This is a genomic window from Marinomonas algae (genome assembly GCF_047525555.1).
Taxonomy (GTDB): Bacteria; Pseudomonadota; Gammaproteobacteria; order Pseudomonadales; family Marinomonadaceae; genus Marinomonas.
In genome coordinates, this window is record NZ_JBLIXK010000010.1 from 97,745 (window position 1) to 120,275 (window position 22,531).

The following is a 22,531-nucleotide window of genomic DNA, read 5'->3' on the forward strand; positions in this document are numbered from 1 at the left end:
ATTACTCCTGCTCGCCACTAGCGGTTAAATAGTCACTGACCACAAACTCAACACTGCTCTCTCGAGTGATTTCAAGTTGTAAATCTTTACCAACAGGCAGTTCACTTGGCTCCAGCCAATCCGCCAGTGCAAAGTCCATGGTCATCTTCGGCCAACCCCAATCTGCTATCGCTGCATGATCAACATTCAGCACCCGCTTAGTGGCATCAATGTCATTGATTTTCGCTGCTACCCACACCACATCACTGACTGGTGCGGCTGGGTTTGCGTCATCATGTTCTGCCTCCGAAGCAGCCATTGTCATCTGATTATCTGGCATGATATTCATGCGTTTAAAGTCTGAGCTTTTGCTAGATTCGGAATCCAAGAGAAACTGAGCTGAGGTGACCACTTCATCGCCTAATGCCAGTCCTTGTAATATTTCTACATAATCGTCTCCGAAGGCGCCGGTTTGTACGGAGATAGATTTAAAACGCCCTTCTCCTAGCGCCAACACCACGCGATCTTGGACACCACCACGAATCAGTGCGGCTTTTTCAACCAAGAGCTTTGGCTCTGACGACACCGCTTGAATACGCACATGAGCAAACATATCGGGTTTCAATAACTGCTCGCTATTGTCTAAGCGAATGCGTACCTGAAGGGTGCGATTTTTGGCGTTTAAAGTGGGGTAAATAAAATCAACTTTGCTATGAAAGACTCGCCCTGGTAGAAAGTCCATTTTTGCTTCTACCGACTGACCAACCGCAACCAACTGTGATTGTCTTTCAAACACTTCAGCTTCTAGCCACACCTCACTGAGGTCAGCGATCGACATTAGCGTGGTACCGGGCTTGATGTAAAAACCATCCTGAATGCCTAAGTTATCTATCACCCCACTTTGTGAGGCATAAAAACGAATGGTTTGCGACACACGGCGCTTTGACTTAAGGGTTCGAATAAAATCACTGGGCACATGCAAAGCTTTAAGCCTTTCTTCTGTTGCTTTCATCATGCGTTGATCTTTACGATCTAAGGCAAATAAGAACTCTTCTTGTGCATTCACTAACGTGGGTGAATAGAGATCAAACAATGCTTCTCCCTGCGCCACGTAATCACCATTTGATTTCACAAAGCTTTTCTCTACCCAACCTTCTACCCGCGGATGGATATGAGTGATCTTGTCCTTGTTATAGGTTAAATACCCAACTGTACTGATATTAGGCTTAAGTACCCCTTGAAAGACCTCACTGGTTCGTACACCTAAATTGTTCACTACTTCTGGCGAGATTGTCACCGTTCCCGTGCTACTCTTAGCACCGGACTCATTCGCGTAAAAAGGGATGAGATCCATACCCATTGGCGATTTACCCGGTTTGTCTCGTCGATAATTTGGGTCCATTGGTGCTACCCAATACAAGGGTTTTTCCTCAGTGGCTGAGCCGCTAGAATCTGTGTCCACTGTATGTTCAGCCATTTGTCCCGACACAACTGAAGGTAAAAAATGGTAACCAGCAACAGAAAGCACACCACCTAAAATAAACACTCCGATAAAATTCATCACTTTCATTTGCTCACCTCTTCTGCAGTGCTCGCCAATACATAGTTCAATTCAGACAAACGCTTTAAGCGCTCGACTCGGATAGCCAGTAATTCAATTTGGGCATTTAAAATAGCAATGCGCGCCTGAACCACCTCGGTAAAAAAGCCGTCATTACTGGTGTAGGCATTCAGTGTGGTTTGTGCACTTTGCTGATAACTCGGAATGAGTTGGCGCTGGAACAGCTCGACTCGCCCCTGTAATAATTCAATGTCTGAGGTAAGGGTGAGATACTTTGAGCGTAATTCGTTAAGGACTAATTGTTTTTCTGAAACGATAGCCTCAACTTTTAACGCCGCAGCTTTAACCTGTGCGTCTTGATTCCGAGAGGAAAATATTGGCAGGCTGACACTGGCAACCACCGAGGCCAGATCAGCTCGACTATTACCACTTAGGTCATCACCCCGATAGCCATAGCCTAAACTGATGCCCCATTGCGGCTCGTATTGTTGTTCAGCAAGGGCTTTGTCTACTTGTGCGATAGACGATCGCGCCTCTACCATTTGCACCATTGGGTGTTGGCTTAAACGCCTCATTAACACTTCAGAGGATGGCTTCTGCATGGCGGCGGCAGAAAGACTTAAAGACTCAACACTATTAACGTCTAGTCCAATAGGTGTGCTCGCCACTGCGGAGGAGGAGGAGGACTGAATATATTGCGATAGTTTGAATAGCGCACTACGTTTACCCTGTTCTAGCTCTGCTAACCTATGATCGAGCTTGATCAATTCTAATTCAGAGCGCACTAAGTCTTGCTGTTTAGCCGCACCATAGGCTGAGCTATAACTACTTTCCACCACATCATGGAGTTGTTCAAAGAGCTTTTTATTTCTCAATACCAGCTTAATACTTTGCTCATATTGATAAGCCGTTAGCCATAACTTAGACACCTCCATGGTCAAAATGGCTCGGCGATTATCCCGCTCCAGGGGTAACTGATCCCCCTGAACACTGTACTTTTCCGCCATTAATCGCAAAGTATCGCCAGCGGGAAAGTTTTGCGAGATCGAAAAACTCAGTTGCGTCATAGCTTCTTGATTAAAATCAAAGCTATCCGTTGGCATATTTAATAAACCAAGATTGACCTTAGGGTCCGGTAAGGCTGTCGCCCCTTGGCTTAGTGCCCGTAACGCCGTTTCTCGATGCAGACTAGAGTCAAGCCATTTATCTTCGCTAATGGCTTTGCTGATAGCGTCTTGCAGCGTTAATTTAGTGCTATCCGCCACCGCAGGAAGCACTGCAAGGAAAGGTAACACCAATAAATAGCGTAAATAGCCCATTCTGCTCGTCATTGAGCAAGGCTGATCAGCGCTCTGTGAATCACCACAGAGAGCCCAAACATTGTTTTTGGTCATTGTGTTTCATACTCATTTTTAAATTCATAACAACTCAGCGCAAAGTAGCGCGATGAGCGTAAACAGAGAATTTAAGAAATGACTATAGGGGGAAAGTAAGGGGTACTTGGGTGGGCAGAAGTATAACTTTGCGTGGGGAGTAAAGTGTGCACCGCAAAGAAGGTATCAGAGGAATTAATGTAACCTAACAGCAAACCTGAAAAGGCACTACAGTGGCTATCCAAACAGTCTTGATGAGAGTGATCCATTGTCATGGCCGCACAATCAAGCATGTTTTCTGGCTGACATGCGATATCGCCAATGGACATATCATGGTCAGCTTGTGTCATAGTATGAGCAGGCATAGTATGGCCAGACATATTGTTCATACTGTCACTGGCCATCATCATGCTGTTGGTGGTCATTGCCATAGAAAATAAAGCCAGCATAAGCAGCACTAAGCAGACGAAACCACGCCTTCTTAACGACTTATTGATTTTATGCTCTTGATCTACAAACATGAGAATTCTCACTAACAAGTAGCCGGACTATATAAAATAGCAAGCGAGTCTGCAAGGGAATTAAGCTGACAAACAATTAATCTTAACAATCACGGGGTATTCGATACCTGTAAGGAGTGATTCAAATAGAATAATTGATAAAGAGTGGTTTAGATGAAAACAGCCATCAAGCGCTAACACCCTTCCATACACAATTGCCTCAGCATTTATCTAACACTAAGAAGCTTGAGTTTTTTTGTTTGGAATTATGAGAGCTATGATTTTATATATATCTATTCTGCAAATTGAAATCTAAAAATATGTCTTTTAATTTACAGGGAGGAAAATTAGGTGGCATCTCCACCAGCCACACCTCGGCACACAAGGCCACCGCTGTGGCTGCTTCCTTCCGGACCTGACCAAATTCACGGTTTATTGTTGCGAGGGGACCAGCAGAGACACCATAAAGGAGGCCTGTTGACCTTGGGGCGCAATTATACGCAGCCTTTTCGTAAAATCAACCAACTTGCCTCTATTTTTCAAATACTTAAAAAAATCCTCTAATCTTGATCAGCAAACTCTCTCTTCAATAATCAGCTTATATGTTTTCAATGTTAGCATGTAACATTTTAAGTGAGCTTACGGTAAGATACTCGCCATTAATTACATAGACATTCTTCCTGAGAGTAAGGCAACCCAATGAGTTTAAAAGAATACGAAAACCTCCCTAAAGGCGAAAAGCTACCTTTAGACACCATTCTAGCGAATCTAAAAACAGATGATTCAGGACTCATCGCAGCCATAGCTCAGCAACATGATACTGGTGAAGTTTTAATGCTTGCTTATATGAATGAGAAATCGATTCGCGAGACATTAGAAACAGGACAAGTATGTTACTGGTCTCGCTCCCGTCAAACCTACTGGCGTAAAGGGGAAAGCTCTGGACATAGGCAATCTTTAGTCTCTATGTCGTTTGATTGTGATGGGGATTGCATACTGTTAAAAGTCGATCAAAAAGGGCCTGCCTGCCATACCAATCGACGTAATTGCTTCTTCTTTAAAGTCGAAGAAGGTAATGTTGTCATTGCAACAGAGCCAAACAAATAAACGAAAGCACCAAAATGGCGCCTCAATGCTTCACCTTAGCATTATGGTGCCATTCTAGTGCAAACCAGCCAATTCCCTGTACTATTTCGAAAACTTCCCCTCTAAAATACGATCAAATATTGTGCATAGCTTTCAGGTATAAGGTATAAATCAAATGAAAGTTGCAATATGTAAAGACATCAAGCAAGTTTGTAACTCTATGTAAATTAGACGGCATAAATATTGCTAGTTAATTAACTCCTATCACAAACCATCCTCTAGGTTTATATATGATTAACATAACAGTACGCACCAAAATTTTATCTCTCATCGCATTGTTTTCTATCGTTATTGTTGGCATGGGAATCAGCTCTGCTTTTTCTAGTAAATCCGTTTCATCCGAGCTGCAAAATCTTTCTTACCAAAGTTTGCAACTTATGAAAAACCTAGAAAAAAGCCGCCAACTACTACTTCAACAGTCAGTTGAATTTGAACGAGGCTTCTTCCAAGTATCCATTGCTAAATCATTGGGAGGTTATGGTGTTGAGCAAGTGGCCGAGTCTGAAACAAAGTTTAAAACCTACACAGAAGAGCTTTTGGTTAGCATCGAAAATGTTAAGAACATCCTCTCGACTATGCCTGAGAATGCAGGCTTAAATAACTTGTTAGAGCAAATTAACGCCCTTGAAGAACAGCAAGCTGTCTTTCTCGAATCCAGTATAGAAACATACAGCTGGTGGACTAAACTCAAAACCATGCAAGCCAATAAGGCAAGACGCATAGCAGATGAAAGTTTGCTGTCAGTTAATGCCCAAATGGAAACAATCATCACGTCTATAGATGAGTACAACAGCACAGTTGCTAAAAACCAAAGCAATAAACTGGATCAGACTATTTATACAAGCGGCGCCATTGCAGCCGTTCTCATTTTAGTTGGTATTGTTATTAGCTTAGTGATTGTAAACGGTATTTGCGGGCCACTTATTAAAGCAGTGAAAAGAGCAGAAGACATCGCCTCTGGAGAGCTCATAGATTCAAGTACAAACAGTAACCGTAAAGACGAAATAGGCATGCTTGAAGTTGCTATGGATAAGCTCGTTGTTCAACTAAGAAGCATCCTTCATGATGTAGCACAATCTAGCTCTATGCTGACTAATGCGGCTAACGACTTGAATAAAATCACAGATGAATCATCTAAAATGGTTGATCAACAACAAGAAGAGACAAACTTAATCTCCCAAGCAATCCAAGAAATACAAAGCACAGCGGTTCATGTTTCAGAATCAACAGCCGACGCAAGTTTGGCCGCTCATGACGCAGAAACAGCAGCAAATCAAGGCTCTGACATTGTTACGCAAACCATCAACAGCATAGAGGAACTGGCTGCTGAAATTTCTAGCTCGGCAAATACAATCAATGAACTGCAGTCAAACACAAACGAAATCAGTAATATTTTGAATGTGATTCTAGGCATTGCAGAACAAACAAACCTACTGGCTCTGAATGCTGCAATAGAAGCCGCTCGAGCAGGTGAACAAGGAAGAGGCTTTGCGGTTGTAGCGGACGAAGTTCGTCACCTAGCGAAGAACACGCAAGATGCTACACAAGAAATAGAGAAAATGATTCTTGTCTTACAGAACGGAACATCCTCTGCAGTGGCGGCTATGACATCAAGCCACCAGCGCTCTACTGATGCAGTGAATCAAGTAAAACATGAAGAAGAGTCTCTAAGTAATATCAACCAATCAGTCACAAAAATCCGCGACATGAACGACAGAATATCGGCTACAACAGAAGAACAAGCTTCCGTTACAGCCGAAGTGGGACGCAACATCTCGAACATCACAGATATAACGAAAAAAACAACGCAATCAATTCATTCAATCAGCCAATCTGCAGAACAATTAGCGACTTTAGCGTCTCAGTTATCCTCCAAGATCAGCTATTTCAATGTATAAAACTACCGTATAATTTACTCAACATTAACATTGCAAAAGGAAGCCAAATGCTTCCTTTTTTGTGATTAGGAGAAAAGGCATGTGCCGTTGGATGGCCTATCAAGGTGACAGTGTTTACCTTGAATCACTACTTTTTGAACAAGAACATTCTCTAGTGCATCAAAGCCTCAGTGCAAAGAAATCTGAAGTCACCGTGAATGCAGATGGGTTCGGATTAGGTTGGTACGATGAAAGAGAAGAACCAGGCTTGTATCACGAGATACTACCCGCTTGGAGTGACTGCAATTTAAAAAGTTTAGCACGACATATCCGCAGTGGATTATTCTTTGCTCATGTTCGCGCCTCTACAGGGACAGCAACCAACCGTTCAAATTGCCATCCCTTTAGCTATAAAAATTGGTTGTTTATGCATAATGGCCAAATTGGTGAATATGAATCCTTACGCTGGCAACTAGATCGTTTAATTCCGGAATACTTGTATAACGAGCGACGTGGTGCGACCGATTCAGAAGTGATATTTCTACTCATGATTGCGAATGGTTTGGAAACCAATCCAGAGCAAGCAATTACTGACACACTGGCACAAATCCTCAACATCATGAAGAGCAAAAACATCAAAGAAGCGTTTCGATTCACTTCTGTCATTTCTGATGGCACAGACATGATTGCCGTTCGTTTTTCTAGTGATGAGCAATGCCCTAGCCTTTATTGCAAAAAGTTCGATGATCACATAGTAGTCGCCTCTGAGCCTCTTGAGTTTTCAGGTAATGGCTGGGAGTTGGTTCCAGAATCTTGCATGGCAAAAATAAAGAACAGAGATTACCAAATCACCCCTCTTCCAGATCTATTAAAAATGGCGGTCTAAACCGCCATTTTTTTGCTCATAGGAAAGAATAACCTGTATTAGCTCTCTATTTTGGGCGGCTTTTTACTGAGTGTTTTTGGTGTTTTTTCCCAGCGAACTTTAATATCAAACTGCTGACGATCATCTTCATCTGACGCGGTCACTTTTACGTACAAAAGACCTTGAGGCCCTAAAGACAAAGTTCCCTTGTCATCAGAAAACTCTAGCTTCCCTTTCCCTAACCCTTTTGAGATTGCTTTGAGTAAATCCTGAATGTCCGATGGATCTAATAAAGCCTCATGTTTAAATTCGGTTTTCGATTTCATCTCAGTCACTCATATATTTTTTTAAGTTCGTCAGGGCGCATAATTTTAGCAGTTGGATAATCGCAACTCAGGCCAATCACACCTTGCTTCTTGCTAATTAACGTTGCTCCAATACCAAAACCGTCTAGCCCTTCTTGCTGTCTAGAATGCTCATCCAATGTAATGTCAGCTTCAATATGAATTAACCCTTTTTTAACGGTAATTCGCTGACCGTGTTGGCGGTTAACATGACCTTGAACAACAAAATGAATGCCTGCTTTATGAACCGCGTTCACGCCTCTTTCAGTCAAAGGCAAATCGGCATCACGGTATTTGGTTCTAAAGGTGTTGGCGATGGAACTGTAATAAAAGCCGAATAAATCCATGTGCTTCAAATTACGGTGAAATGCTTTATTGGCGTATGAGATTCCGTTTTTCAGTAACAGCTCTCCCATTGCATCATCCAAGCCAGCATGCAGGAACAAAAACGATCCACGTCGCTCGACCAGTTTCATTTTTTTGAAAAACCAATGAAACTCGCCTTTTTTATGCAAAAACAATTTCTCACACTGTAGAGAAGCCGCATACACATGACGTAGAGTTAATCCCGCCGCTTCACAGTGTTTTTCAAAGCTTTTGGTCTTTGAATGCATTTTATGCACTTCACGTTCGATACCTTCTGCCGTCAAAATACCTGCGGCATGATAAGGAAATTCTTTAAACCATTTATCATCGGGAAACAACGCTTTGCGACAAGTGTCTTCATCAGGGATTTTTTTGTCCCATTTAGTGCCATCTAAATATTGATCAAAAACTTCTTTAAAAAGCGGCACGACTTTTTTCCCCATACGGACAAAAAAGTGCTGATTACCTATGTTTTGTTTCTTGCGTTTTAAGGCCAACAATCCCATAAGCAGACGTAAATCGTGGTTTCCTGCCAACAGAGTCACACGAGCATTCAGCTTGTATAAATGCTTAATGCTTCGTAACAAAGAAAGATTACTTGGCCCTTTATCTAAACAATCTCCACCAATAATGATTTCTGCACGGCGACCTTCTTTGGTCAATTTTAAGTGTTGTAAGCCAGGCTTTTTTTGAATCACAACACCAGCAGAAATTAACGACGCTTCAAACGCGTTCGCATCAGCATGAGGATCTGAAATAAAGACAACAGGTCGATTAGGCCATTTTAATTTTCGCTTATTAAACTTCTTAGGCGCTTCTGTCGAGAGTCTCGCTGTCGCATTGTATGACGTGTTATCTTGCGGCCAAGCAGACCACTCAGTAGGCAATCTTGAAATAATCTCAGCATGCTCTTTTCGAGCCGAAATTTTAGGTAATTGCGTTTGCATTATAAAAGCCTCCCATTATGGCGCTATTAATCTGGCACATCTTGAATCTGGCGCTGCTTCCAATCCCCAAAGATCTGACGCGGCACTTGATTCTCGACGAACTCCAAAACCACTGGATGCCCGTAAAACATGCTAAGTTTCTTAATATCATTAAATTGAATCGCATTAAGGTGGCAAGCTGCATGACGAAATGCTGCTCCATGCCCAATAAATAACTTAATGCTTTCCCCTGCTTTTTCTTGCCAAGCAGTGATCTGCTTAGCCACTCTTTCACCCGCTTGATTCAAAGATTCCGCGCCATCAAAAGGCAAACAGTAATAGCTGTCTGATTTCCAATCTTTAGGCGGAACATCAAATCTAGGGTCAAGTGACAACACTCGTTCGATTTCTTCAATCGTCAAGTTAGCGACAGCTCCCACACTTCGTTCGCACAAATCAAATGTACTTTGGATGCTTGGCGGACTTGTAAAAAAATCTTTTAATTCATCGATGTAAATTTCGGCTGTTTGAAAAGCTCGCAACAAGGTAGAAGACGCCACGACAGGCTCAACCGTATGTCCTGTTTCCTTTAACCATTCAGCAAATAATCTGGCCTGACGTCGCACTTCTTCTGCCCCTTCCGCTGTTAAAGGGAAAGGCTGTAACGCGCTTGGCACTTGGCTCAACTGCTCATAAGCACCATGACGAATTAAAGCAAACTTAGCGCTCATAATGCATCCAGATTTTCAATCAGTTCAAAGGCTTTATCAAAATCGATGCCGCCAACAAGACGGAAAACACGTACACCATTTAATGCTGCGCAATAAGCCTCTAAGGACTCACAAGCATGCAAGTCAACAAACAAGCCTGAGTTGTCTTGGTAGAAAGGGCCAGGACGTTTGCGCAAGCCTTCAATCACTTCTGGTTCAAGAGTAAGATCAACCAGCTCTAAGCGTGTTTCATCACTTGAAGAGAAAGACCAATCGAGCATAATTAAGTTAGCTAACTTGCCTGACAAAGCCACCCTGTCTGGGCCATATTCATCTTCAATTTGCACATCGTATTTTTCTTCCAATACCCACAAATCAGATGACGCCATTTCAAGCAGTTGTTGCTGACGATCTTCGGCCAAAATATGACGTAACCGGTTTTGATGCGAATGCAATAAAGTACCAGGATTAACTCTAGGTAACTTAGCGACACCAACGGCTTCAACTGAGTCCCCAATATTGCGCATTAGAATACGATCATTGGTGACAAATTGACGTGTGCTGTCTTCTAGACAGCGTAGCATCAAAGTAGATTTACCGCCGCCAGATCCCGCCGCAATTGCCGTCACGTCACCGTTCACAGAAAAGCCTGACGCATGCCCTAGCAAGCTGCCTTCGCGAAGATGAAGATTGATAAATTGGTTATTAATAAAGTTAATAATTTGCGCCATATTCGCTGAACATGGACCAACAGCCATAGGCTTTTCAACTCGTTGCAATAGAGTCATACCAGTTTTGAATTTCTTGATCCAACGACCGGTAAATACACCCTCGTCAGAAAAAACGTCTAAGTAGCCTTCTTTCTTACCTTGCTTACCTGCTTCTCTTGGCACATCAATCCAAGGAGCTGATTGAGCAATCTCTTCATGCTCAACGGCATAAACATCAACACTGTACTCACCTGTTGAAGGCTGAGTGTAGCTTTTATAATAGGCCTTCAGCTCATCCAAAATGTCTGTATTATTGGTATGAACCCGTACAGTTAAAACACCAAAAAATAACTTAGCTTGGTTTTCACATTGAGCCATGAGTGTATTCAACAGCTTCTCATTCAATGGTTCATTCATCATCAGTTACTTTCCTTCAATGGTTCTTAACACGTAATTGGCATAAGCTTCTGCAGCATCGAGGTTACAGCCATCTAATGCACCTTTAAAACCACCAAACGCCGATACTTCAAATACCACAGGACCTTGGTCTGTTAACGCAATATCAACCGTTGTGAAGCTCATATCGAAACACGCCTGCGCACGTCGCCCAAGCTCAATCAAATCATCGTCAGCTTCGAACAGTTCATAACGCCCGCCACTGTGAATCGTTGTGTTCCACGCATCAGAATTGGCAACGCGAGCATAAGTACAAAAATACTCACCACCGATGAAAACCATACCCAAATCACGGCCGTTTAAATTCAAGGCTTGCTGAATATAAAAAAGCGACTGAGTTTCTTTGTACTCTTCCAACTGAGCACGAACCGATTCGTCACTGTCTTCTTCGCGTAAAAACACCATACCACGCGCCTTGGTTGAATAAAGTGGCTTCAAAATAGCCGAACCAAACTGGCGAACAACATTAAAAGCCAAATCGACCGATTCTGTGACACGCGTTTTCGGCATTGGGATATTTCCCTGTTGCAATGCCAAAGTACCACTCAAGCGGTTAATCAGTTTCCCCATGCTTGCTGTTGGACTAAACACAGGCACGCCAAGAGATTCCAAATGGGACAACATATGAATTCTGTCTTCTGTACTTGGCGCATAAACCTGACTGATTTTTTTCACAATCAGACCGTCTAATTCCGTCAGATCCAAACCGTTGCAATACACTTTATTTGTGTCTAGATGCAGCTCAAAATCGCTCATATCCATAACAGCACGGAACCCTGTTTTGGCTTCTAAACGATCAGCCAACACTTCCGTAGACCATTTACCGGGAACACCTATCACTCCGATTTTCAATCGCTGTTCAGATTTATTCAGCATACAATTCCTTAAATGGAAGTTTGAAATTAAGTTCTTTTTCTGCAGGCAAATCAGCCAAATGTTCTAGTAAATAACGAGCACGTAAATGCATACGCGATGCCAGTTTTTTATCGAATATAAAACGCGTGGAAGTCGCAAATGAACGAGCCAAACCAGCCGCCAGACGCAACTCGAATGTTTCATCACCTTGTCTTTTGGCAAAGCGTCGACCAAATTGATAGATTTGAATAGCACTTTGCATCATCAGTTTTCGAGTCGATCCACTTAATACTTGCAAGCGGTAAATCGACACCATCAGAACCGATATGTCTTGGACATAATCAAAATAAGAAGCGCGATGAAGGTCGATAAAATAGATACGTCGCTCAATTTCATCATAAATGATGTTATCTAAATTGAAGTCGCCATGAATCAAAACTGAAAAAGGTGCGCGCCATCTCGGCTCTTTTTCTTCAACAACTCGAATCAGTTTTTTAAAGCTCGGCGAAACATAGCCGCAAATGCGACGTTCTGGCGTGAAAAAATCTGGGTGAACAGCCATGCTATCTGCGATGCGCTTATCTAATTGCCGCATAAACTTCGCGTCGCAATGCTCTGCTGTCATCGTTGATTTCCAAGAGCGATTTAATGTTTTGAAAAGTGCCGACAAAGCAACATCAAGTGTGTCCTTTTCTTCATTTAAGAAAAGCTTCTCAAAGGTTTTTCCCGCTAAATGCTCTATCAGAAGCGCAGATGATTGACCGTTTTTAGTTGAATGCGCCAATACATCTGGCGCGATATCAGGATCCACCTCACGCCACGTTTTCACGCCTTCCACTTCTTCCGCTAACTTATCGTGATCACCCTCTTTGTAAACCGCAAGAATGCCTTTACCAGATTCATTTTTATGGGATATTGCGGCGATTGCACTGCCTGATCGAGTTAAAGCAAGGCGCTTCACTTTCAAATCATTCAAGCTGTAATTTAAAGAGGATGCGGTGTCTCGTAAGTGATCATAATTCTGCAAACTGACCACTTGACCTAAATCCGCTTTAATCAAAGACTCGCCGACAATAGCAAGCTGCTTAATCGCGCACTTTAAAGCGTAATTCACCAAAATGGAGGACTGTAATTCGGAGTCTTTCAGCGTTTCTTTGGAATCCAATGTCAGTGACTGAATATCATCGTACAAAGCAAGCATTCCCTGTGTGCGACGACCTAATTTAATACCTGTTCGACGCTGAGATTCTCCCAAACCTAGCTTAACAAGGTTCAATGAGCGATCAATACGACGAATTAATTTACGACACAAGGAAGCACTAGGATGCTCATAAGACTGATCTAGAGTGCCTTCATGTACACAATCAAAATAACAATGGGAAATATTGTCTAGCGCATCCGCTAATGATCGAATTGCTTCGATACGAACCACATAAGCTGTACCAGATTTACGGCGTTTGGTGCTATTAGCACATTCGATCTCAATCTTTTCACGTAAGGTTTGTACATAACCACGACGCGCTTGAATACGAGGCAAAATATTTAACGAAGCCGTTTTAAAAAAGAGGTCAGTCAGGTGATAGTGTTTTTCTACTTCATTGACTAGAAAGTAAAGATTCTCTTGGATAGCCAAGGGATGTGATGACATAAAATTATTTACCGTAAGACTATGTACTTACTGTAGCATTTTTCCGTCATTTTGAAAGTTACCGTTCTATGACATTTTCATGAACACAGAACGGCTAAGCTATTGAAATAATTACGCCTGGTTCGACTCTTTGTCACGATAAGAATACGTTGCATCCAAACGTGCTTTAATCCAATCGCCACTTAATATTGGCTCATACTTGGCTGGATTGGCTTTTGTCGCACAAGTTGGCACGCAAGCCACTTCCGTTTCGTAGTCTGGCTCAACAAAGAAAGGGAAAGAATAACGGTGCACGTCTTCGGCAGACGCACGAACTCGGTGCGCGGTTGAAACGTATTCATCATTCGTCCAATGCTGCATTAAGTCACCAATATTCACCACAATGGCATTTTCAATCGGTGTTGCATCAACCCATTCACCTTGTCGATTTTTCACCTGCAAACCACCAATGTCATCTTGTAACAACAAGGTGACACAACCATAGTCCGTGTGTGCTCCCGCGCCATTATCATGATCATTTTGAGGACGTGGTGGATAATGGATCATTCGCAACACAGTCACATGATCTGTGAAACCCTTGGTAAAGAAATTATCTTCAAGAGACAAAGCTTGCGCCATGGCTGTAAGCACTTTATGCGCGACACCAAAAGCTTCCACATAATAATCCTGTAAAACCTCTACCGTTCTAGGGTCGCTAGGGTTTTGGTTCGGCCCATACATACTTGGGTATTTCGCTGCCAAAGGGTGATCTTCCGGAAACTCCAGCGCCATATCGAACGTTTCTTTCCAATCTGCATGACCATTTTCATCAAGCTGTTCTTCACCGATCTTGCCGTAGCCTCGGTGATTTTTGCTTTTTGCAATGTCGATGGCTTCTTTTTCAGCTTGAGGTAAAGCAAAGAAGCGCTTCGCTTCTCGCATCAAGGCTTTCATTAAACTGCTTGGAATGCTGGTGTTTACAAGGTAAAAAAAGCCAATTTCTCGACAAGCTTTGTCTAAAAGTTGGATTTCTTTCTGGCGAATAGAAGGCGTTTCATGAGTTAGTTTTTCTAAATCTATCAATGGAATAGACACAGTGTTCTCCTTTTAAAATCAGGTTCGTGAAGATAGCTTTATCAAGGTCGTGTACTTCGGATTAAAACGTTTTAATCCTTGTTCACCGAAATCCACACAAATCATTTGCTTACCATCTTGCTCCTGCCTTACAACAACGCCTTGACCATATTGATCATGACGCACCTTGTCTCCTGATTTTAAAAGGCTCTCTTCTTCTACACGAGAGCGAAACGCTAGTTTGGGTGATGATAAAACCTTACTTAAATAATGCTGAAAGACACTTCCTTTCGAAGTATCAATTGGCTCAGCATCATTGCAACCATTATGCCAATTTTTATCAATCAATTGAACAACATAGGGCTGAGATTCAAACACAAAACGCGATAAAGACAAGCTTTTTAAATCGGCTCTTGGAATGTCTCCTCGCTTTAAAATCGTGGCTTCATCTTTCGTTGGCGTTTCCAATAAAACCAACTTTTGTCGCGCACGAGTAATGGCCACATAGAATAATCTACGCTCTGACGCCATGGCCTGAGCAGCCTGTTTATCAATACTGCTTAAATCCTCATCATAATAAGGAAAACGCCCTTCCCTTAATCCTGATAAAAGCACCTGATCAAACTCCAGACCTTTAGACTTATGAATCGTCATCAAATGAACACCATGACTCTCATCTACTTGGCGCTCATTAAGCCGAGATAATTGAGACAAAATGCTTTCCGCGTCTCCGCCAACACCTCGAACATAAGCCATAAATGCATCGCAGGTGGCGATTTTCTCTTGTGTCTGGATGTCTTTATTACTGGTGCTTTCGAAGTAACGATAAATACCCAGCTTTTCTAAGGTATGCGCCAAGCCTTGAGCGGGGTCTGAGCGATAAATCGTTAAACTACGTAACCAATCCGCTCGCTCGTAAAGCTTCTTCGCTCGCCAACCGTCATTTGAATCCCCTAAGTTTTCAATAATCTGAGGCAACAAATGTGGAGATTGTTTGGCTTGTTGAATCAGTGTTTTTCGCTGTGCAACAGAACCACCTAAACTAGGAACCGTGAGCAGATATTCAATATCGTCGGCATGAAAAAAGGCACTTGGATTTTCAAGTCCGCCAGCCATCACAGCAAGGTAAGCCATTAACATGCGAATCTGGCGATTTTCCAATAAAGGAGAATCACCATGCAGTTGATACGGAACGCCTTTGTGCATCAATGCCAGTTGAATCGGCACCATATCGCTGTATAAACGCACCAAGACAGCGGTGTCATGGAGGTTTTTTCCTTCTTCCAACCAAGCTTTTAACTCACCAAGCAATGCTTTGCCTATTTTAGGCGCACGAGCAAATGACACTCGTGTTGAAACGCCGGCGCCAATAACTATGGTCTTAGAATCATTTTCACTGATCACGCTCGATGCCATTAAGCCAACCGTATGCCCAAAGCGAAAACTGGTACTCAGAGGATAGTGTTCAACTGCTTCAAAATCCGCATCAAATTGAGTCGCCATAATATCAGGACTAGCGCCACGCCATTCATAAATACATTGCTGCACATCACCCACAATCATCCATTGGCACGGTGTTGGACAAAGCGTTTTTAGCAGCTCATATTGGCAAGGGTTAATGTCCTGAAATTCATCAATCAATAAATAACGAAACTCAGGTACTAAACCTCGAATTTGTATTTTTTGAGGCTCATCTAGTCCCTTTAATAAGTCATAAGGATCGCTTAATAGATCTGCAAAAAATCGTATGTTGTTACGTTTTCGAAGTGCTTCTAACTCATCGTATAACGCAGGAAAAAACTGGCGCTCTTTCGACCAACCTAAAGCATCAAAAACTTCCTTTGGAGTCTTATCTGAAGCTTTCACCTGATCAATAAAAAGCAGTACATCTTCTAGCCAGTCTTTCTCATCTTGAATGGCGACTTTTTCGCCTTTGCGAATAAGTCGCTGTAATGCCTCACGTAGCATTTTGACTAGACTAAAATCGTCTGTAAGCAATTTGGCTGGCGCCAGCCAACCCTGTTGTTCTAGGCGGCGACAAAGCTTCATACCAAACGAATGAAACGTCATTACACTCGGTGAGCGTAAATGCCCCGAATTCATTAAATACTTACTTAGACGTTCAGAGAACTCTTCTTGGGCGCTTTTGTTGAACATAAAAACGCCAATATGAGAAGGGTCAACACCTTGCGCTAAAAGGTGCTCTATTCGTGAAATTAAAGTGGTTGTTTTCCCTGCACCAGCAACAGCGATCACTTTTGCTGGGGTCGTTAAGTCATGTTTTACAACGCGTAGCTGCTCATCGGTCAACGAGGATTGCAGCTCAGATTTGTCCTGTGCTTGAGTCAAAATAATGGAGCCTAATCTTCAAATAAGTGACCGATTTCACGAAAAGCAAGATGTTCTCTACCTGCAATTTTCGCAATAGACTCGCCACAAACGACCAAACGACGCTGTACTCTCGCGAAGAAAACACCATTTGTTCTGGAAACCAGAGGGTAGCTAGATGACTCAACATCGTCATCCATTAAATTTACTACCTCACCAATCACTTCACCTTCTTCCACTTCATCGCCAATGGATTTGTGATAACAAACAATTCCAGCGCAAGGTGCTTTTACCAAATCCATCGCATCAAGAGGATAATATTCCACTTGGCTATCATCAATTTCAGGTTCTTCACCACCAATAACGCCACGCAAAACTAAGTAATCAAACAAAGCAGATGCATCTTGATGAGCAAACTCATTAGAAATATCATTTTCACCGCGCAATTCTAATGTCAGTGAGCGGCTCCCCCAAGGTATTAGATGTGCATAATGGGCTTTCAATTCACGCCAAACACTGACGTTTGTTTCATCAAAAGAAGAAGCGCCTGTATTTAGCTCAGATAGACCGACTTTGGCACCTAATAACGCCAACAAGGGTTTAAAGTAATCTTCAAATTCTTGTGCCACATAAGCATGCATGGAAGCTTCGCCAGAGCAATGTAAATCAATAATCTCATCAGCATCCATCGACAGGGCCAGCAAGGTTTTCTTCATGCCTTGAAGCTCAGTATTTTCAGGCAATAAAGCAAGCTCTTGATGAATTGCACGACGCACCAATGACACATTTTCTAACGTATCACCTTTGATTTCACCCTTAACACGCTTTTCGACTTTGCTGCCTAACTGAGGCCAATTACGGTTAAAATTCCCACCACCATCGGAAAAAGCAAAACGCCCTGGAATATAGCCATGGAAATTTTGAGCTAATCCTATTGGATTCGCCACAGGGACAATGATGACTTCACCTTTAATCAAACCGGCTTCATCCGCTTTTTTCAGCATCTTAATCAATCGATTTAAAACTAAAAAACCAGGCCATTCGTCAGCATGAAGACCGGCTTGAAAATAAACTTTAGGGCGAGCACCCGCTTCACCAAAATGATGCGCTTTTAAGGTTCTTTGAGTGCCTGGTGTTGCGCTAGGTAAGACATGGGAATAAATTTGAGAAGACATAACACTCCGAAAACGATTAAGACCAACTCAGCTTATTTTGAGCTTGCGATATAGTACGCTAAAAAAACACACGAATAAAAAACTTATTAAAAATCATCAAAATACTGTAAGAAATAGAACTATATAGACGTCTAATGTTCTATAGTAAAAGCAAACACAGAAGGAAAAATAATGAAAAGTGCATTAACCTTGGCCTTGTCAGCCATACTCACTGTATCTAGTTTCTCAACCAATGCTGCTTGGCAAGACACTCTTGACGACGCAAAAGGCCAAACCGTCTATTTCAATGCATGGGGCGGAGCAGATAACATTAATGCTTATATTCAGTGGGCCGCCAAACGAATCAAAGATGAATATGACGTCACGTTAAAGCACGTAAAACTGACCGACACTTCCGATGCCGTAAGTCGAGTATTAGCGGAAAAAGCCGCCAACAAACACAATAAAGGCTCGGTCGATTTAATCTGGATTAATGGCGAAAACTTTCGCGCCATGAAAGACAACGACCTGCTGTTTGGTCCTTTTAGCCAAACATTACCCAACTATTCAGCATTCGTAGATGAAAACGCTCGCCAAAGTTTAACGCAAGATTTCGGCACCCCAGTAGATGGCATGGAATCCCCTTGGGGCATGGCACAAATCGTTTTTATATATGATACAGAAACACTTAAAAACCCACCAAAATCCATGCAGCAGCTTTTAGCCTATGCCAAAGCCAATCCTGGCCGTATTACCTACCCAGAGCCGCCTCAATATTTAGGCGTGACATTTCTAAAACAAGCGCTATACGAAACCAGCATTAACAAAAAGGTTCTTTCCCAACCCGTCAGTACAGTTGATTTCAACGGGATTACAGAGCCTTTGTGGGCCTATCTTGATGAGCTTCATAAGGTAGCATGGCGTGGCGGTCAGAATTTCCCATCCAGTGCCGAAGAAATGATGCGCTTAGTCGATGATCAAGAAATTGATATCGCGATCAACTTCGATATTTCTGGAGCGTCCGTACAAATTGATCAAGGCAATTTACCTGACACGGTTCGCACCTACGTATTTGAAAATGGCACCATTGGTAATACTCATTTCTTGGCGATCCCTTACAACAGTGGGGTAAAATCAGGCGCACAAGTGGTTGCCAACTTTTTCCTATCTCCTGAAGCACAGATTTACAAACAAACTCCAACGGTTTGGGGCGATTTAAGCGTGTTGTCTTATGATAAATTGTCCGCAGAAGATCAGGCAAAATTTGATAATCTACCAAGGGGTATTGCTACACTAAGCATCGAAGAACTTGGCGACACACTCCCAGAACCTCATAGTAGCTGGGTAGAAGCGCTCGAAAAAGAATGGCGTAAACGCTACGCTAAGTAATCTTTCACAAAGTAGAGTGGCGATTTAAAACCACTCTACTTTGAAAAATAAATTTCGTTTTAAACGCAAACTATTAAGATCAAAAATGCCACTCAAACACACCAAATGGATTACTGTTTTTATTGCCTTATTTCTGGTCTTACCCATTTTTATGGGACTGATTGGCACCTTGTTACCCGCTTTTCAGTTTTTTCCACCATTAGGCGAATACACATTTTCTCTTGATCCGTGGCGAAATATGCTTTCACAAGGTGAGTTTTATGCCAGTTTAAAACTCACCTTAATATCAGGTATTGGCGGACCTCTACTGTCTCTCTGGTTGGCTTTATCATTATTAGCTTGGGGCTACCAACGTCCCTTCTTTAAAAAAATAGAAACACTTTTATCCCCTATCCTTGCTATTCCCCATGCCGCCATTGCCATTGGCTTATTATTTTTACTCAGCCCATCAGGTTGGCTAATACGCCTCTTTAGTCCTTGGCTCACAGGGTTTGAAAGACCACCAAATTGGATCACAGTTCAAGACCCTTACTCTTTATCTCTCGTGTTCGCTCTGGTCATCAAAGAAATGCCTTATTTGCTGTTTGTGATGATGGCAGCTATGAAAAGCATTCAAGCCAGAGAAACAATACAAGCCTGCCAAGCTTTAGGTTACGGGCGCCTCACTTTATGGCGCAAAGTGCTAATACCGCAACTTTACCCCATTATTCGTTTACCTATATTTATTGTGGTTGCCTTTAGTTTAACCGTAGTGGATTTGGCTTTAGTGATTGGGCCAAATACTCCTTCTACCTTAGCGGTGACACTTTACCGTTGGTTCAATGATCCCGATTTATCCATGCGCCTTATGGGCAGCGCGGGCGCTGTGTTACTTATGCTGGTGATTGTGTTCACTCTGGCAGGCTGGGAAATCATGCATAAATTACTCAGCCATCTCACCCGTTATGAACGCAGTAATGGAAGACGCTGTGGCTTCTCAGACAATTTACTTGGCAGCGGAGTGGTACTTGGTTCAATCACACTATTGAGTGCATTTTCCGCTTTGCTTCTTTTACCATTATGGTCCGTTGCAAAGCGCTGGCGCTTCCCTGATGCACTACCATCCACATGGACATGGGATAACATTGAGCGAGCCGCTCCACTTTTGCTCGAACTAACCAGTAATACACTTATCATTGCAGTAATCGCCACATTCATTGCCAGTGTCTTTAGTCTTGTTATGCTAGAAATTAAACGCTTAAGCTCGGCAAAATCTGCAACACCTTCTGAATATCACGCCTTTGACTGGCTCATTTATGTGCCCATATTACTGCCGCAAATAGGCTTTTTGTTTGGACTCCATGTTTTACTGATTTACCTCGACTTAAATGGCAGCTTATGCGCCATCATCGCCTTGCACCTCATGTATGTTTTACCTTATGTCTATCTCACATTAAAAGGGCCTTATTTAGCCTATAATGAGCAATATCTACAGCAGGCGAATCGTCTGAATTATCACCCATGGCGACATTATGTAACCATAAAACTGGCCATGCTAAGACCTGCACTATTCACCGCATTTGCCATGGGTTTTTCGGTCAGTATCGCTCAATATCTGCCCACTCTGATTGCTGGCGAAGGACGACACAGTACACTAACGACAGAAGCCGTCGCGCTTGCGGCCTCTGGAGATCGTAAAAAAGTCGGCAGCATGGCCCTTTTACAAGCCCTATTCCCTGTTATCGTATTTTGGTTTGCGCAGGTCATCCCTTCTCGATGGACCAAATGGCGACTAACCATAAAATGCTTTTTTAGTAAGGATAAAAAATGCTCAGCGTAAACGCTTTTACTCTATCCACAAAAAACAAAGTACTCATTAAAGACTTGAGTTTCACCATTGAAAACGGTCAAGTACTATCGCTAATGGGACCAAGTGGTATTGGTAAATCGAGCTTATTACACTATCTAAGTGGCACACTGTCGCCAACATTAACCGCCACAGGTGACGTACATTTAGACAGCAAGACATTGCATAACCAAAGTATACAAGCGCGTAAAGTCGGCTTATTACAGCAAATGCCGCTGCTTTTTCCTCATATGAGCATTCTGGAAAACTTACTGTTTGCCATCCCTCCAGAAATCAAAAAGCAAGAGCGACAAGAATTGGCCTACCAAGCGCTGGAAAAGCTGAACATGCCAGATAAAGCCCATTCATTACCTAAGCAACTCTCTGGCGGACAACAAGCCCGAGTTGCTCTATTACGAACCCTATTAGCCAAGCCTGACTTTTTACTGTTAGACGAGCCTTTTAGTAAACTTGATCCAGCATTAAGACGAGATGTGAGAGCCTTTGTTCTCAGCGAGATAAGACACGCGAACATTCCAGCTCTACTGGTAACTCACGACGCCGAAGACGCCAAAGCCGTGGAAGGGAAATGTTTGGAAATAGAAGCCGCAATTTAACTCCCAGCACACCGATATAAGCAATCAAAACAGCTTATTAAAACCTTATCTCATATGATGCTTTAATAGACTAAAGCCAAAAAGCCCTGACAACATAAGCTATCAGGGCTTCTCTTAGGTATAAGCTTAACGCCCTTGTGGGACTCTTACATGCGTACCTGCCATAAGAGCCCCACACGCGAATCATTTTGATATTTAGAGTTCTGAAACGAAAAAGCCCTGATAGAGTTAACTATCAGGGCTTCTCTTTATTTAAATCTTGATAACGACCTACTCTCACATGGGATCTCCCACACTACCATCGGCGATGACGCTTTTCACTTCTGAGTTCGGGATGGGATCAGGTGGTTCAACGCCTCTATGATCATCAAGAAAACTGGTTTGTTCCGTTAGAAATTGTCTAATGGAATCAATTTTCTACTAGCCAATATTCAGGCTAGATTTAATTATAAGCTTGACGACGACCTACTCTCACATGGGATCTCCCACACTACCATCGGCGATGGCGCTTTTCACTTCTGAGTTCGGGATGGGATCAGGTGGTTCAACGCCTCTATGATCGTCAAGCAATTCGGTTGCGTTTTCACGCGAATACGTTGCTTGGATCTTTAACAATTCATTTTGAAATAACGTTTATCAAGGTTAAACCGATTTGACCTCCAAGGATGGAGGAAATACTGAAAATTGTCTGGAACAATTTCAGTACTCTTTATCGTAATATGTGTAAAAACCACTTTGGTGTTATATGGTCAAGCCTCACGAGCAATTAGTATTGGTTAGCTCAATGCCTCACAGCACTTACACACCCAACCTATCAACGTCCTAGTCTCGAACGGCTCTTTAGGGGAC

18 protein-coding genes, 3 rRNA genes and 1 other RNA gene are annotated in these 22,531 nt (G+C 42.6%); 6 read left to right on the forward strand and 16 right to left on the reverse strand.

The genetic code is table 11. From position 1 onward, the window contains the following. Position 1 precedes the first annotated feature (1 nt). The 4 genes from ACMUMQ_RS13050 to ffs all read right to left on the reverse strand — a co-directional run bounded on the left by ACMUMQ_RS13050 (position 2) and on the right by ffs (position 3,868). Entirely contained in the window at positions 2–1,549 is a 1,548-nt protein-coding gene (locus ACMUMQ_RS13050; protein ID WP_414682424.1) for an efflux RND transporter periplasmic adaptor subunit, read from the reverse strand. Continuing rightward, a complete protein-coding gene (locus ACMUMQ_RS13055) occupies positions 1,546–2,934 on the reverse strand; it encodes a TolC family protein (RefSeq protein WP_414682425.1) in 1,389 nt (462 codons plus the stop codon). The genes ACMUMQ_RS13050 and ACMUMQ_RS13055 overlap by 4 nt, the downstream gene beginning before the upstream one ends. Positions 2,935–3,005: 71 nt before the next feature. Further along, positions 3,006–3,434: a hypothetical protein gene (locus tag ACMUMQ_RS13060; protein ID WP_414682426.1), complete on the reverse strand. Its 429-nt coding sequence runs from the start codon at positions 3,432–3,434 to the stop codon at positions 3,006–3,008. Between the two features lie 337 nt (positions 3,435–3,771). Then, positions 3,772–3,868: signal recognition particle sRNA small type (ffs, locus tag ACMUMQ_RS13065), an RNA gene on the reverse strand. A gap of 244 nt (positions 3,869–4,112) precedes the next feature. On the opposite strand from ffs, the gene hisI reads away from it, so the two are divergent. From hisI to ACMUMQ_RS13080, 3 genes are all read left to right on the forward strand, one after another. After that, positions 4,113–4,520, forward strand: a complete 408-nt coding sequence (gene hisI / locus ACMUMQ_RS13070; RefSeq protein ID WP_414682427.1) for a phosphoribosyl-AMP cyclohydrolase — start codon at positions 4,113–4,115, stop codon at positions 4,518–4,520. A 269-nt stretch (positions 4,521–4,789) separates the two neighbouring features. Then, positions 4,790–6,457 carry a methyl-accepting chemotaxis protein gene (locus ACMUMQ_RS13075; protein WP_414682428.1) on the forward strand — a complete coding sequence of 556 codons (1,668 nt, stop codon included), beginning with the start codon at positions 4,790–4,792 and terminating at the stop codon, positions 6,455–6,457. A gap of 79 nt (positions 6,458–6,536) precedes the next feature. Continuing rightward, positions 6,537–7,322: a class II glutamine amidotransferase gene (locus tag ACMUMQ_RS13080; protein WP_414682429.1), complete on the forward strand. Its 786-nt coding sequence runs from the start codon at positions 6,537–6,539 to the stop codon at positions 7,320–7,322. A gap of 38 nt (positions 7,323–7,360) precedes the next feature. On the opposite strand, the gene ACMUMQ_RS13085 is transcribed toward ACMUMQ_RS13080, so the two are convergent. The 9 genes from ACMUMQ_RS13085 to ACMUMQ_RS13125 form a co-directional block, all read right to left on the reverse strand. Next, positions 7,361–7,627 carry an amphi-Trp domain-containing protein gene (locus tag ACMUMQ_RS13085; protein ID WP_347983184.1) on the reverse strand — a complete coding sequence of 89 codons (267 nt, stop codon included), beginning with the start codon at positions 7,625–7,627 and terminating at the stop codon, positions 7,361–7,363. A gap of 5 nt (positions 7,628–7,632) precedes the next feature. After that, positions 7,633–8,958, reverse strand: a complete 1,326-nt coding sequence (locus ACMUMQ_RS13090; protein ID WP_414682430.1) for a metallophosphoesterase — start codon at positions 8,956–8,958, stop codon at positions 7,633–7,635. A gap of 26 nt (positions 8,959–8,984) precedes the next feature. Then, positions 8,985–9,668 (reverse strand): histidine phosphatase family protein, encoded by a 684-nt coding sequence (locus ACMUMQ_RS13095; RefSeq protein WP_414682431.1) that lies wholly within the window; start codon positions 9,666–9,668, stop codon positions 8,985–8,987. Then, positions 9,665–10,777: an HprK-related kinase B gene (locus tag ACMUMQ_RS13100; RefSeq protein WP_414682432.1), complete on the reverse strand. Its 1,113-nt coding sequence runs from the start codon at positions 10,775–10,777 to the stop codon at positions 9,665–9,667. Before ACMUMQ_RS13100 ends, ACMUMQ_RS13095 begins: the two co-directional genes overlap by 4 nt. 3 nt (positions 10,778–10,780) lie before the next feature. Further along, the gene (locus tag ACMUMQ_RS13105) at positions 10,781–11,689 is read right to left on the reverse strand and encodes a GAK system ATP-grasp enzyme (protein WP_414682433.1); all 909 of its coding nucleotides are present in this window, start codon (positions 11,687–11,689) and stop codon (positions 10,781–10,783) included. Next, the gene (locus tag ACMUMQ_RS13110; protein ID WP_414682434.1) at positions 11,679–13,316 is read right to left on the reverse strand and encodes a phosphotransferase; all 1,638 of its coding nucleotides are present in this window, start codon (positions 13,314–13,316) and stop codon (positions 11,679–11,681) included. The genes ACMUMQ_RS13105 and ACMUMQ_RS13110 overlap by 11 nt, the downstream gene beginning before the upstream one ends. A gap of 111 nt (positions 13,317–13,427) precedes the next feature. Next, positions 13,428–14,390, reverse strand: a complete 963-nt coding sequence (locus ACMUMQ_RS13115; RefSeq protein ID WP_414682435.1) for an isopenicillin N synthase family dioxygenase — start codon at positions 14,388–14,390, stop codon at positions 13,428–13,430. An 18-nt stretch (positions 14,391–14,408) separates the two neighbouring features. After that, positions 14,409–16,718 (reverse strand): ATP-dependent helicase, encoded by a 2,310-nt coding sequence (locus ACMUMQ_RS13120; protein WP_414682436.1) that lies wholly within the window; start codon positions 16,716–16,718, stop codon positions 14,409–14,411. A gap of 11 nt (positions 16,719–16,729) precedes the next feature. Next, on the reverse strand, positions 16,730–17,872 hold the full coding sequence (locus tag ACMUMQ_RS13125; RefSeq protein ID WP_414682437.1) for a succinylglutamate desuccinylase/aspartoacylase family protein: 1,143 nt from the start codon (positions 17,870–17,872) through the stop codon (positions 16,730–16,732). Between the two features lie 171 nt (positions 17,873–18,043). On the opposite strand from ACMUMQ_RS13125, the gene ACMUMQ_RS13130 reads away from it, so the two are divergent. The 3 genes from ACMUMQ_RS13130 to ACMUMQ_RS13140 all read left to right on the forward strand — a co-directional run bounded on the left by ACMUMQ_RS13130 (position 18,044) and on the right by ACMUMQ_RS13140 (position 21,682). After that, on the forward strand, positions 18,044–19,240 hold the full coding sequence (locus ACMUMQ_RS13130; RefSeq protein ID WP_414682438.1) for an ABC transporter substrate-binding protein: 1,197 nt from the start codon (positions 18,044–18,046) through the stop codon (positions 19,238–19,240). An 85-nt stretch (positions 19,241–19,325) separates the two neighbouring features. Then, positions 19,326–21,059, forward strand: coding sequence for an ABC transporter permease (locus ACMUMQ_RS13135; protein ID WP_414682439.1), 1,734 nt, complete (start codon positions 19,326–19,328; stop codon positions 21,057–21,059). Next, positions 21,047–21,682: an ABC transporter ATP-binding protein gene (locus ACMUMQ_RS13140; protein ID WP_414682440.1), complete on the forward strand. Its 636-nt coding sequence runs from the start codon at positions 21,047–21,049 to the stop codon at positions 21,680–21,682. Before ACMUMQ_RS13135 ends, ACMUMQ_RS13140 begins: the two co-directional genes overlap by 13 nt. A 257-nt stretch (positions 21,683–21,939) precedes the next feature. Here ACMUMQ_RS13140 and rrf (ACMUMQ_RS13145) read toward each other — a convergent pair. The 3 genes from rrf (ACMUMQ_RS13145) to ACMUMQ_RS13155 all read right to left on the reverse strand — a co-directional run. Beyond that, a 5S ribosomal RNA gene (gene rrf / locus ACMUMQ_RS13145) occupies positions 21,940–22,054 on the reverse strand. Positions 22,055–22,134: 80 nt separating this feature from the next. Continuing rightward, positions 22,135–22,249 (reverse strand): 5S ribosomal RNA (gene rrf, locus ACMUMQ_RS13150). Positions 22,250–22,427: 178 nt separating this feature from the next. Beyond that, positions 22,428–22,531 (reverse strand): 23S ribosomal RNA (locus tag ACMUMQ_RS13155); the annotation flags it as partial.